The organism is Hoyosella sp. YIM 151337 (assembly GCF_026041215.1).
GTDB lineage: Bacteria > Actinomycetota > Actinomycetes > Mycobacteriales > Mycobacteriaceae > Hoyosella.
Window position 1 is genome coordinate 162,181 of record NZ_JAPEIQ010000028.1, and the last position, 12,608, is coordinate 174,788.

The following is a 12,608-nucleotide window of genomic DNA, read 5'->3' on the forward strand; positions in this document are numbered from 1 at the left end:
CGGCGTGTTTTCGGTTACGTTGGGTGTCATGTCAGTTGCACGGCCGGGCTCAGCACGCTCGGCGGCTCCGCCCGCCTCCCGCAGAACTGGGGTACGTCTTGCACGTCTCACCGCGGCAGGACTGCTGAGCACCGTCATCCTCACCGGATGCGCGCGCTTCGATGATTCTCTCGCCTCTCCGTTCGAACCAGAACCCACGGCCGGGAACTTCGCGGAACTGAATCCGCCCGAAGGACGCGAAACCCCAACCCGCCAAGAGGACGAGCCACCGCCAGAGGGACCCTGTGTGGACCCTGACCCCGCCGTAGTCGCAACCTGCCTCGAACCCACGTCAGGTCTGGCCGTGCTGCCCGCCGGGGGTGCGGCCCTCGTGGCAGAACGTCCCACGGGCCGGATTTTCACGGTCGCACCGGAAACGGAGCCCCAAGAGTTCGCGCAGATCGACGTCGACGGCAGTGGCGATGGCGGTCTGCTGGACATCGCCTTATCCCCCACCTATTTCGAAGACCGGCTGATCTTCGCCTACATCTCGACGCCCACTGACAACCGCATCGTGCGGCTCGCACCGGGCGACACGCCGCGCCCCGTCCTGACCGGGATCCCCAAAGGCGCAAGCGGAAACGGCGCTTCGATTACATTCGACGCCGCAGGTGCGCTACTCATACGCACCGGGGACGCGGGTGACCCGGCTGCCGCGACAGATCCCGCTTCCCTCGCAGGCAAGATTCTCCGCCTCGCCAACCCCTCACCTGCCGCCCTCGGACAGCCAGAAGTCGCCGCTTCGGGACTCACCGGCGGCGGTGGTGTTTGCATCGACCCGGTCACGGGCACCCTTTACACGACGGATCGCACTCCCGGGGGCGACCGCCTGGTACGGGTTGCTGAAGATGGAACTCTCGAGCCACTGTGGGTCTGGAGTGATTCACCTGGCACCGCGCACTGCGCAGCGCTCGACAATGAAGTCGCGGTTGCTCTGGTAGGTGGCGAAGCCATCAGCTTTGTCGAAATCAGCGGGGAGACCCGAGCGGTTACGGGGGACCCCGTGTTCGCCGTCGAAGGCCGCTATGGGCAGGTTTACGGTGCCGCCCGCGGCCCGGAAGGCGAAGTGTGGGCCGGGACCGTCAACAGGGCGACTGGCGAACCGGTAGACAGCGACGACCGCGTATTTATCATTCCGCCGGATGGTGGCGGCGGCATCAGTCCCGACTAAGGAGGTCGGACATGAAACTCCCTGAACTCACTCAGGTACCTGGTATTCCCGAGTCAGCCATTACCGATCAGCTCATCACCACCCTGCCGGCCTTGGCGGCTGGTGCACCCTGGACGTGCCGGGCGCGCGCCGTCCTGTGGCTGGGGCGGGGCGGCAAAGCCGCCACCGCCGCGTTGGCCCCGGCAGTCGCCAAGCAGGCAACCGCACTGAGCGTCGTCGGCGGCATGGTGCACTATGAGCACACGCCGGTGGGGCCGTATGACGAGGTTTTCGGCGCCGTAGCGTTCCGCCAGGGCCGTCGACTCTCTGCCAGCGTGCCCTTTATCGCAGTCAATTCCGCAGTGAGCCTGGTCGGTGGCCGAAGCAACTGGTCACTGCCCAAGACGCTCGCGCAGTTCGAGGGGGAACCCGCGCCCGGGCGCACTATGACCGCTTCGCGTGACGACTGGAGTGTGCGCGCAGCAACCCGTGCGACAGGCCCGGCCGTGCCGATCACCATCAGCCGTCCGATCACCCAAGAGTGGCCCGGTGGCGCGGTGCGAATGGCCACTCTGCGGGCACGAGGACGCGGCCGTCCCGCACTGGTGACCGTCGACGTGGATGCGGAACCAACCCTGTCAAGCTGGCTCCGCTCTGGCCGTCATCTCGGCATCGCGTTTGACACAATTAGATTCACGCTTGCCGCTCCCCTGTAGGAACTATTGTCCGCACGCTTCGAGGACAAGCTCTTTCACACGCGCAGGATCGGCCTGGCCCTTGGTGGCCTTCATCACTGCGCCGACAAGAGCCCCAGCGGCCTGGACTTTGCCACCCTTGATTTTCTCCACGACACCCGGGTTCGCGGCGATCGCGTCGGCGACTGCCTGCTGCAGCACGGAGTCGTCCCTGACGATTTCCAGTCCGCGAGCGGTCATCACGGTTTCCGGATCGCCCTCGCCAGCGAGCACCCCATCGATGACCTCACGTGCCAGCTTGTTCGTGAGTTTGCCGCTGCTCACAAGGTCCGCAACCTTCGCGACGTGCTCGGGTGTGATAGCGAGCTGAGCAAGAGTCACACCCTCCGCGTTGGCCTTCTGCGTCAGATACGACACCCACCATGATCGTGCAGCGTCAGACGGCGCACCTGCCTCGATCGTCGCTGTGATCAATTCGAGCGCGCCCGCGTTGATAATGTCGCGCATCACCTCGTCAGAGACGCCCCACTCAGCCTGGATACGTGCACGGCGCAGCCACGGGAGTTCTGGCAGCGTCGCACGCAACTCCTCAATCCATTGCGCATCCGGCTCCACTGGTTGCAAGTCTGGGTCTGGGAAGTACCGGTAGTCCTCCGCGGTTTCCTTGCGCCGTCCGGGGCTCGTGGTGCCGTCGGTTTCCTGGAAGTGCCGCGTCTCCTGGACAATTTCAGCACCAGCGAGGAGCACCGCGGCTTGTCGCCGCATCTCGTAACGCACCGCAGTCTCGACACTCTTCAGCGAGTTCACGTTTTTGGTTTCGGTTCGGGTACCGAATTCACTCGCCCCAATCGGCATGAGCGAAACGTTCGCGTCGCAGCGCAGCGAACCCTGATCCATACGCACGTCAGACACGTCGAGCGCCTTGAGCAGATCCCGCAGCGCGCCGACGTAGGCACGTGCTACTTCCGGCGCCTGCGAACCTGCACCTTCGATCGGTTTGCTCACGATCTCAATGAGCGGCACACCAGCCCGGTTGTAGTCCAGCAATGAATGCGTTGCACCCTCGATACGGCCGGTGCTACTGCCGACGTGGAGTAGCTTCCCCGTGTCTTCCTCCATGTGAGCACGTTCGATTCCCACGCGGAACGTCTCACCGTCGTCGAGGACGACGTCGAGGTAACCATCGAACGCGATCGGCTCTTCGTACTGCGAGATCTGGTAGTTCTTCGGCTGGTCGGGATAGAAATAGTTCTTCCGCGCGAATTGACTCCACGGCGCGATTGAGCAGTTTAGCGCGAGCCCAATCCGTATCGCGGATTCGACGGCTGCCTTGTTAACCACTGGCAGCGCACCGGGAAGGCCCAGGCACACCGGGCAGACTTGTGTGTTGGGTTCCGCGCCGAACGTTGTGGGGCACGGGCAAAACATCTTCGTCGCGGTGTGCAATTCAACGTGGACCTCCATACCGAGCACTGGCTCGAAGTGCTCGAGGACCTCGTCGTAGTCAAGCGGTTCCACAGTCTGTCCGTTTCGGGAAGCGTCGATCCGGGGGCTGGCAGTCATGGTTGGAAAGTCTATGCGAGTTTCAGCCGAAGAACGCCGCTGCCTCCTCGTACCGGTTTTGCGGGACGACCTTGAGATGATCGACAGCGTCCGCGAGTGATACGAGCTCGATCTCGCTGCCGCGCAGCGCCACCATTTTCCCGTGCGCCCCCGCGTGCGCCGCGACACTCGCGTTGATACCGAAACGGGTGGCGAGCACCCGGTCGTACGCGGTTGGCGTGCCGCCGCGCTGGACGTGACCAAGTACCGTGGTGCGCACCTCTTTGCCGATCCGCTGTTCGATCTCGACGGCAAGTTGTTGCGCGACACCGGTGAACCGTTTGTGACCGAACTCGTCCACACCACCTTCGCGCAGTGTCATCGAATCGGGCTTCGGTTCAGCACCTTCCGCGACGACACAGATGAAATGGCTGTCCCCGCGCTGAAAGCGGCGCTTCATCATCGCGCACACTTCCTCGACGTCGAACGGCTGCTCGGGAATCAGGGTGAGGTGCGCGCCAGCAGCCAGCCCGGCATGCAGCGCGATCCAGCCCGCGTGGCGCCCCATGACTTCGACGAGCATGACACGCTGATGCGACTCGGCTGTGGTGTGCAACCGGTCAATCGCCTCGGTCGCGATCGCGAGTGCCGTGTTGAACCCGAAGGTGTAGTCGGTGCACGCGATGTCGTTGTCGATGGTTTTAGGAACCCCCACGATGGGGACCTCGGATTCGGACAGCCAATGGGCCGCGGTCAGCGTCCCTTCGCCCCCGATTGGTATCAACACATCGATGCCGTTGTTGTCGAGCGTCCGCTTGATTTGATCAAGGCCAGCGCGCAGGACCTCCGGGTTCACCCGCGCAGTACCGAGTATCGTTCCGCCGCGAGCAAGTATGGAGTCGACACGGTCGTCGTACCGCAACTGCTCCTTGCGGTCTTCCAGCAAGCCACGCCAGCCGTCACGAAACCCCACCACTGTGCTGCCATACCGAATTTCACTGGTGCGCACGACCGCACGAATCACCGCGTTAAGGCCGGGGCAGTCACCGCCGCCCGTCAAAACTCCTATCCGCATGCCACCCTCCGGCTACCGCTACTAGCAAGAAATCAGCCACAACAGCTACTGACCTTACGGGAATTCCGGGCGCGCCGAGCGCTGCGGTGCCGACAAGATGCACCAAACCTCTCTCACATTTGTGATCGCGACCATTAAGACCACAACAGCGACAGCGCCCCGTGATGGCTGACACATTCAAAACACTACGTAAGCGACGTCACGTTTCGGAGGTGTCGATAATGACCGCAACGCTGAAGCAGGCCGAGGCGAAAGCCACGGCTTCGGCGGGACAACGACCAGGGGCTGATGAGTCCCTCTTACCCCAGGGGCGGCTGTGGTTTGGCCGCATCTTGGGCCCCGCGCTAGGCCTCGCCGCGTTCCTGCTGATTCCGGCTGACGATGCGCTGTCGAGCAGCGCCCGCATCACTGCCGCGGTCGCAATCACTGTAGCGGTCTGGTGGATGACCGAAGCGCTGCCACTCCCAGTTACTTCCCTGGTACCGATCGTCGCTTTCCCCACCCTCGGTGTGCTCCAGCTATCGGAAGCCACCGCTCCGTACGCGTCGCCCACGGTGTTCCTTTTCATGGGCGGTTTCATCATCGCGCTGGCGATGCAGAAATGGAACTTGCACAAACGCATCGCGCTGATCGTGATGCGCATGGTGGGCACAAAGCCCCGTCAGCTCATCCTTGGCGTGATGATCGCGACCGCATTCTTGTCAATGTGGGTGAGCAACACCGCGACCACGTTGATGATGCTTCCGATCGGTATCAGTGTGCTCGCGCTCGTCGCTGCAAAGAAGGGCGCTGGCGCGGACGACTCTGCCGACGGGCCCGTGTCGAACATGTTCGCAGACAAAGACACCAAGAACTTCGCCACCTGCCTCATGCTTTCCATCGCATTCGCGGCGACGATCGGCGGTCTGGCCACACTCATCGGCAGCCCGCCGAACCTGATTCTCGCCGGCTTCATCGAAGAGACCTATGAAGGCATCTCCATCAGCTTCGCGGACTGGATGAAGGTGGGCGTACCGCTCGCGGTCGTTTTCCTTTTTATCGCATGGGTTCTGCTCACCCGCGTCATCTACCCCACGAGACTGTCGAACATTGTGGGCGGTGACGACATCCTCCAGCGCGAACTCGACAAACTCGGCCCGATTTCGCGTGCCGAACTGATCGTTCTCGCTGTGTTCGCCTCCGCAGCCACTCTGTGGGTCTTCCGCACTCCGCTGACCGAATGGGAGGCGCTGACAAGCCGGGCACCGTTCGTCGAGAATCTCGACGACGCCACCATCGCTATCGCCGCAGCGATCGCTTTGTTCGTCATCCCCGCTTCCGTCAAGGACGGCCGCGCCATGATGACGATGGACTGGAAGACCGCCCAGACCGGCATCCCGTGGGGTGTGCTTCTCCTGTTCGGTGGCGGCCTGAGCCTCGCGAAGGCTGTGCAGGACACCGGGCTGAGCACCTACATCGGCACCCAGGTCAGCGGCTTCGGGGTGCTCCCCACCGTGCTGATGATCGCCGCGGTGTGCTTGCTGATCCTCGCCCTCACTGAACTCACCAGCAACACGGCCACTGCCGCTACGTTCCTGCCCGTCCTCGGCGGTGTGGCGCTCGGTATCGGTATCGACCCGATGCTCCTGCTGGTGCCCGCAGCGTTCGCCGCGACATGCAGCTTCATGCTCCCCGTCGGTACCCCGCCGAACGCGATCGTCTTCGGATCGGGCTACGTGACAATGGGGCAGATGGTGCGGGCCGGGGTGTGGCTCAACCTCATCGGTGTCGTCCTGATCACCGGCGCGGTACTGCTGCTCGGCGGCTGGGGCATGGGTATCACCCTCTAAGCACCGCTCACGGCCAACGTGATCTGGAAGACTTGCAGAATGCGACGACCGCTCAGCCTGGCACAGCAATTATTTGCTCTGCAGCTGGCGGTCGTCGTACTGCTGATTGCCGGGGCAGGCGTCCTGGCCTACTTCGACGCTCGGCGGATCAGCGAGGCCGCCGCCGAGCGGCGCGTCCTCACGCTCGCATCGGCACTCGCTGAACTTCCCGACGTCCACAATGCTCTGCAGGCAGCTGACCCCGCGGCGGAGTTGCAGCCGCTAGCGCAGTCGGTCGCGAACGCCACCGCGAGCGACTTCATTGTTTTCATGGCAACCGACAGGACCCGGTATTCACATCCAAATGCGAGCCTCATCGGTCAGCCGTATATCGGGACCATTGACGGCGCTCTCGAGGGGGGTGTCGTGACGGAAACCTACGAGGGCACGCTGGGGCCGTCCGTGCGTGCTGTTGTTCCGATCCGGGACGCGGACGACAACGTCACCGCGCTCGTGTCGATCGGGGTACTGCAGTACCACGTGGGTCGTGAGGTTCGTGAACGACTCACTCTTCTCGCGGTGGCAGCGGCCGGTGCGCTCCTCATCTCCGCCGGAGGTACCCTCCTCATCAGTCGTCGTTTGAGCCGCCAAACGCTGGGACTCGGGCCGGCTGAAATCACCCGCATGTACGAGCAGCACGACGCGGTGCTGCGCGCAGTGCGTGAAGGTCTGCTGATCGTCGATACGCAGGGGTGCCTCGTTCTCGCCAACGACGAAGCGCGCAGATTGCTGGAACTTCCTGCGGCTGCGGTAGACCAGAATGTCCGCGGTCTCAACGTCGAAGAGCCACTGCGCTCCTGGCTCGCTACCGGAGAAACACTTGTGGACCGCCTTGTCGTGTACCGCGATCGGGTGTTGGTGGTCAACAGCGAACCCGCAGTAAAGGACGCTCGCGTGCTCGGCACCGTCACCACGCTGCGTGACCACACCGAGCTCGAGACACTCACCGGTGAACTCGACTCTGCTCGCGGCTTCGCCGAAGCGCTGCGCGCTCAGGCACATGAAGCAGCGAACCGTTTGCACACCGTCGTCACCATGATCGAACTGGGTCAGCCTGACAAAGCAGTGGAGTTTGCCACCGTCGAACTGCAGGCGGCACAGCAACTCACGGATCGCGTCGTCGGCGCCGTCGAGGAACCCGCCCTTGCCGCCCTGCTGCTCAGCAAAGCCGCACAGGCACATGAAAAGGGTGTCGAGCTGGTTATCACCGAGGAAACCGAGGTAACCGCACTGTCTGACATCGGCACTGGCATGTCGCCGCGTGAGATCGTCACGGTGGTAGGCAATCTCGTCGACAATGCCATCGACGCGGCGGTCGCCGCCCCACCTCCCCGGCAAGTCGTCTTAGCCGCTTACACGGACCACACTGGTTTCTGGCTTTCCGTGACGGACACCGGCAGTGGACTGCCGCCTGGCGACAGCGAGAATATCTTTGTGCGCGGCTGGTCAACAAAAACCACGGATGCTCCCCATGGACGCGGGCTCGGTCTCGCCCTCGTCAAACAGATAGTGACACGGCATCATGGCACGATCGACGCCTACCCAGGCGACAGCGCTGTGAGTTCCGACGGCCCCAGCCCTGGGGCAACGTTCCAGATACATATTCCGCTGCGGAGTGAGGCATGATCAGGACTCTCATCGTCGAAGACGATGCGCTCATCGCAGAAGCCCACGCACAGTACCTCGCCAGAGTTCCCGGCTTTGTAGTCGCGGGAGTCGTGGAGAGCGGCGCAAAGGCATGGGAATTCCTCAAGAACAACGAGACGGACCTCGTGCTGCTGGACTTTTATCTGCCGGACATGACTGGTGTCGACGTCTGCCGCGGCATCCGCGCCCGCGGACACCTCGTCGACATCATCGCGATCACCTCCGCCCGCGACGCTCACATTGTCCGGTCAGTCGTCGCCTACGGGGTCATCCACTACCTGCTGAAACCATTCACTTTCGCGAGCTTCAAAGCGAAACTCGAAAGCTACCGCGAGTTCCGGGACCACCTCCCCCACGCTGGAAGGGATGCCGCCCAGCAGGACGTCGACCGCGCGCTCGGCGCACTGCGCGGCGGGCTTACCATCCCGCCTCCGAAGGGCCTGAGCGAATCCACGCTGACCACCGTGGTCGACGCGCTTCGCACCCATTCCGGGGCCGGTATCTCGGCGAGCGAACTTGCCGACGAACTCGGCATGGCGCGAGTCACCACGCGCCGCTACCTCGAGCATTTAGTGGAACAGAACGTCGCGGAGCGCACTCCACGCTATGGAACGCAGGGGCGCCCCGAGATGATCTACAGTTGGCGCCCCCGCAAATAGCCTAAAGCGCGGTCGGCAGGTCGCCGCGTGCCGCCTCGTACGCCGCGCCGACCCGATAAAGCCGCTCGTCCGCGAGAGCTGGCGCCATGATTTGAAGTCCTACCGGCAGCTCGTCATCGGGTGACAGCCCCGCTGGCACGGACATGGCGCAGTGACCCGCGAGATTTGTTGGCAGCGTGCACAAGTCGGAGAGATACATCGCAAGCGGATCGTCAACCTTCTCGCCCAGCTTCCACGCGGTAAATGGACTGGTCGGTGCGACGAGCACGTCCACCTTCTCGTATGCCGCCTCGAAATCACGCGCGATCAGTGTGCGGACTTTCAGTGCCTGACCGTAGTAGGCGTCGTAGTATCCGGCCGACAGAGCGTAGGTGCCGATCATGATGCGGCGCTTCACTTCCTTGCCGAAGCCTGCGGCACGCGTTTCGGCCATCACCTGTTCGGCGCTGCGCGTGCCGTCATGACCGGTGCGCAGTCCATAGCGCATCGCGTCGAACCGCGCGAGGTTCGATGACACCTCGCTGGGCAAGATCAGGTAGTAAGCGGCGAGGGCATAGCTGAAATGCGGGCACGACACTTCGACGATCTCGGCACCGAGACCACGCAGGGTTTCCACAGCCTTGTCGAACGTGCTCAGTACACCAGACTGGTACGAATCGGAGTGCAATTCCTTGACCACGCCAATGCGTACGCCGGCAAGTCCACCTTCTGCACCCTCCTTCGCAGCTTGCACGACGGGGCGCACAGCCGCGTCTATCGAGGTCGAATCGCGCGGATCGTGCCCAGCAATCACCTCGTGCAGCAGCGCCGTGTCGAGGACGGTACGTGCACAGGGGCCGCCCTGGTCCAGTGAGGACGCGCACGCCACGAGGCCATACCTCGAGACGGTGCCATAGGTGGGTTTCACGCCTACGGTGGACGTCATCGCGGCGGGCTGCCTGATCGAGCCACCAGTATCGGTACCGATGGCCAGCGGAGCTTCGAATGCGGCGAGCGCAGCTGCCGAGCCACCGCCGGAGCCGCCGGGGATGCGCTGTTCACCCCAAGGGTTCAATGTTGGCCCGTACGCGGAGTTCTCCGTCGACGAGCCCATCGCGAACTCATCCATGTTCGTTTTTCCCAGGATGGGAATGCCCGCAGCCCGCAATCGGCCAGTCAAGGTTGCGTCGTAGGGCGGCACCCAGCCTTCGAGAATTTTCGATGCGCACGTCGTCGGCATGTCCGACGTGGTGAAAACGTCCTTCAGCGCGATCGGGACGCCAGCCAGCGGAGATGCTGGCGCGTCACCGCGAGCGACCGCGGCGTCGACCTCCCGTGCCGCCGTCAGCGCGGCCTCGTCAGCAACATGCAGGAACGCGTTGTACTTCTCGTCAACGTCACGAATCCGGTCGAGGTGAGCTTGCGTGATTTCTGTCGCAGACACTTCGCGTGTCCGGATCTTGCCGGCGAGCGTGGCAGCCGACAGCCTGATCAGTTCTTCGCTCACTGCTCTTCTCCCAGGATCTGCGGCACCGCGAAACGGTTATCGTCGACCTCTGGCGCGCCCGACAGCGCCTGTTCCTGCGTCAGGCCCGGTTCTATAACGTCGTCGCGCCACGTGTTCGCGGTGGCCGCGGGATGCGCTGTCGCCGGGACATCGTTCGCCGCCACCTCAGCAACAGCTTTGACGTGGTTGAGGATCGAGTCGAGCTGGCCGGCGAACTCGTCGAGTTCCGCGTCGGTCAGCGCGAGCCGAGACAACCGGGCGAGGTGTGCAACCTCATCGCGGGAGATGGCAGGCACTGCTACAGGCCCCTTTCGAAGGGAATTCGCGAAGTTGACCCGCTAAGCCTAGCCCGAGCGCCGTCACGCTCTCATCCCCCGCCTATTCCTCAGGAGCCATCATCGACTGCCACAGTTGCACTGCCACGTTCACCAGGGCATCAGGCTCCGCATCCAAGTCGTCCCCAAGCCAGTCGGTGATCAGCTGGTGGAGACCACCCACGAAGGCTGTCGCTGCCATACGGGTTTCCGCCCTGCTGCGCTCACTCAACGCAACGACTGCCTGCGATTCCCGCTCAGCGAGTAACACGAACTGCTGCATGAGCTGACTGCGGCGCTCACGTGTGGCTGGGAAAGAGTACGCCTCGATCATCGCGACCACGCCCTTGCGCGGATCGTCGACCAGCAGCTGCACATACGCCGTCAAAGCAGCGTGGATCCGTTCGCGCGCTGTCCCCTCAGACACTTCGAGGGCCGTGGTGGACGCCGCCGCGATCTCGAATGCGATCGAGTCAACGAGAGCAGTCAAGGCGTCATCAAGGCAGGTGAAATGCTCGTAGAAGTACCGCTCAGAAAGCCCCGCGCGAGTGCAGATCTTGGTCATGGTCACCGCAGGGTCCTCTGACCACACCTCGAGAGCGGCGGCGAGCAGCCGCGCACGCCGTTCTGCCCGCCGTTCCGCAGCGCTTTGACCGCGGTAGGTGCCGTTCTTCACCGCCATGCGTTGATTCTGACAGAAGAGCCTTTCAAAGCATATTGACAGAGCATCCTTCTTGAATGACGATGACAGCTGTGACCCGAATTACGTCGCCGTCCGTCGCTAACGCCGGCACTCCGGCGCCCTACCAGACCGGACTGCCCTGGATCGGCCAGACGCTTCGATACGCGCACGACCCACTGAGGTTCATGCAGCGCACGCTCGATCGGCATGGACCGGTCAGCGAAATGACCTTCCTGGGCAAACGCTGGACAACGCTGATCGGTCCCGACGCCTGCGAGGCAGCATTCCGCAACGCGGACAAAGCACTCGCCAGCGGGCCTGGCTGGGGTGAACTCGTCGGCCCGTTCTTCAACCGGGGACTCATGCTGCTCGACTTCGCGGAGCACCACCAGCACCGCCGCATCATGCAAGGCGCCTTCACCCGCGATCGCCTGGGCGGATACACCCGCGCGCTGCAAGCACCAATACGAAGCGCAGTTGATTCCTGGCCGGTCCACCGACAGTTCGAGGCTTATCCCGCTATCAAGACCGCAACCCTGGACATCGCGACACAGGTGTTCATGGGCGCCGCAACACACGCAAACCAGCCAGGAGAACTCGATCGGTTGAACCGGGCGTTCATCGACTGTGTTCAGGCCGCCACCGCACTCGTGCGGCGGGACCTGCCCCGCACACGGTGGCGCCGCGCCGTTCGGGGCCGTCGAGAACTTGAGATCTTTCTGAGCCGCGCCGTCGATGGGAGGCGGCAGGCCGAAGGCGACGACCTGCTCTCAGTGCTTTGTCAGCTCCGCGACGACGACGGACGGAGCTTCAGTGACGACGCCATCGTCAACCATATGATCTTCCTGCTCATGGCGGCGCATGACACCTCGACGAGTACCGCGACCACGATGATCCAGTTACTTGGGCAGCATCCCGAGTGGCAGGAACGTTGCCGAGCCGAAGCGATGCGCTTGCCCGAGCACATCACACTCGACGACCTGGATACCACCGTCGACCTCGACCTCGCCATGCGCGAGGCGCTGCGGATCGTTCCGCCCGTGCCGGTCGTCGCGAGGTACACCGTCAAGGAAACCAGCATTCTTGGCGTACGAATCCCCGCTGACCGCCTTGTTGTTGTGATGCTGCACCTCAACCATCACCTTCCCGATCTCTGGACCGAGCCGCACCGTTTCGACCCAGAACGGTTCGGGAAGGACCGCCGCGAGGATGCGCGTCACCGTCACGCGTGGGACCCATTCGGCGGCGGTGTCCATAAATGCCTCGGAATGTTCTTCGCCAAAGCTGAGGTGCTGTCACTGATGGTTCAGTTGCTGCGCGCCCGGCGCTGGTCCATCGACCCGGCCTACAAGGCGCCCCTGTCCTACGTCTCGCTGCCCTTCCCAAAGGACGGAATGCCGATAGTTCTCGAGCCTGTGCGCCGGTAACGGCGACATCGTGTGAACGGCATG

The 12,608-nt window shown here is 63.3% G+C and carries 11 protein-coding genes; 6 read left to right on the plus strand and 5 right to left on the minus strand.

Annotated elements, in window-relative coordinates; genetic code table 11:
• The first annotated feature begins 28 nt into the window (after positions 1 to 28).
• Positions 29 to 1,210: a sorbosone dehydrogenase family protein gene (locus ONR57_RS14785; RefSeq protein ID WP_265124270.1), complete on the plus strand. Its 1,182-nt coding sequence runs from the start codon at positions 29 to 31 to the stop codon at positions 1,208 to 1,210.
• 11 nt (positions 1,211 to 1,221) lie between these two features.
• On the plus strand, positions 1,222 to 1,905 hold the full coding sequence (locus tag ONR57_RS14790) for an acetoacetate decarboxylase family protein (protein ID WP_265124271.1): 684 nt from the start codon (positions 1,222 to 1,224) through the stop codon (positions 1,903 to 1,905).
• Between the two features lie 3 nt (positions 1,906 to 1,908).
• On the opposite strand, the gene gatB is transcribed toward ONR57_RS14790, so the two are convergent.
• Together gatB and ONR57_RS14800 are read right to left on the minus strand one after the other, a co-directional pair.
• The gene (gene gatB / locus ONR57_RS14795) at positions 1,909 to 3,447 is read right to left on the minus strand and encodes an Asp-tRNA(Asn)/Glu-tRNA(Gln) amidotransferase subunit GatB (RefSeq protein ID WP_265124272.1); all 1,539 of its coding nucleotides are present in this window, start codon (positions 3,445 to 3,447) and stop codon (positions 1,909 to 1,911) included.
• 22 nt (positions 3,448 to 3,469) lie between these two features.
• Positions 3,470 to 4,501: a 6-phosphofructokinase gene (locus ONR57_RS14800; protein ID WP_265124273.1), complete on the minus strand. Its 1,032-nt coding sequence runs from the start codon at positions 4,499 to 4,501 to the stop codon at positions 3,470 to 3,472.
• 221 nt (positions 4,502 to 4,722) lie between these two features.
• Here ONR57_RS14800 and ONR57_RS14805 point away from each other — a divergent pair, with 221 nt between their 5' ends.
• The 3 genes from ONR57_RS14805 to ONR57_RS14815 are packed head-to-tail and all read left to right on the plus strand — an operon-like array spanning position 4,723 to position 8,675.
• Positions 4,723 to 6,330 carry an SLC13 family permease gene (locus ONR57_RS14805; RefSeq protein WP_265124274.1) on the plus strand — a complete coding sequence of 536 codons (1,608 nt, stop codon included), beginning with the start codon at positions 4,723 to 4,725 and terminating at the stop codon, positions 6,328 to 6,330.
• A gap of 39 nt (positions 6,331 to 6,369) precedes the next feature.
• A complete protein-coding gene (locus ONR57_RS14810; protein WP_265124275.1) occupies positions 6,370 to 7,995 on the plus strand; it encodes a sensor histidine kinase in 1,626 nt (541 codons plus the stop codon).
• The gene (locus ONR57_RS14815; RefSeq protein WP_265124276.1) at positions 7,992 to 8,675 is read left to right on the plus strand and encodes a response regulator; all 684 of its coding nucleotides are present in this window, start codon (positions 7,992 to 7,994) and stop codon (positions 8,673 to 8,675) included. The genes ONR57_RS14810 and ONR57_RS14815 overlap by 4 nt, the downstream gene beginning before the upstream one ends.
• 1 nt (position 8,676) lies before the next feature.
• Here the strand turns inward: ONR57_RS14815 and gatA are convergent, their stop codons facing one another.
• From gatA to ONR57_RS14830, 3 genes are all read right to left on the minus strand, one after another.
• Entirely contained in the window at positions 8,677 to 10,161 is a 1,485-nt protein-coding gene (gene gatA / locus ONR57_RS14820; RefSeq protein WP_265124277.1) for an Asp-tRNA(Asn)/Glu-tRNA(Gln) amidotransferase subunit GatA, read from the minus strand.
• Complete coding sequence (gene gatC, locus ONR57_RS14825) at positions 10,158 to 10,457, minus strand: Asp-tRNA(Asn)/Glu-tRNA(Gln) amidotransferase subunit GatC (RefSeq protein WP_265124278.1); 300 nt, start codon at positions 10,455 to 10,457, stop codon at positions 10,158 to 10,160. Before gatC ends, gatA begins: the two co-directional genes overlap by 4 nt.
• Before the next feature lie 82 nt (positions 10,458 to 10,539).
• The gene (locus ONR57_RS14830) at positions 10,540 to 11,157 is read right to left on the minus strand and encodes a TetR/AcrR family transcriptional regulator (RefSeq protein WP_265124279.1); all 618 of its coding nucleotides are present in this window, start codon (positions 11,155 to 11,157) and stop codon (positions 10,540 to 10,542) included.
• 56 nt (positions 11,158 to 11,213) lie between these two features.
• Here ONR57_RS14830 and ONR57_RS14835 point away from each other — a divergent pair, with 56 nt between their 5' ends.
• Positions 11,214 to 12,584: a cytochrome P450 gene (locus tag ONR57_RS14835; RefSeq protein ID WP_265124280.1), complete on the plus strand. Its 1,371-nt coding sequence runs from the start codon at positions 11,214 to 11,216 to the stop codon at positions 12,582 to 12,584.
• Positions 12,585 to 12,608: the final 24 nt, after the last annotated feature.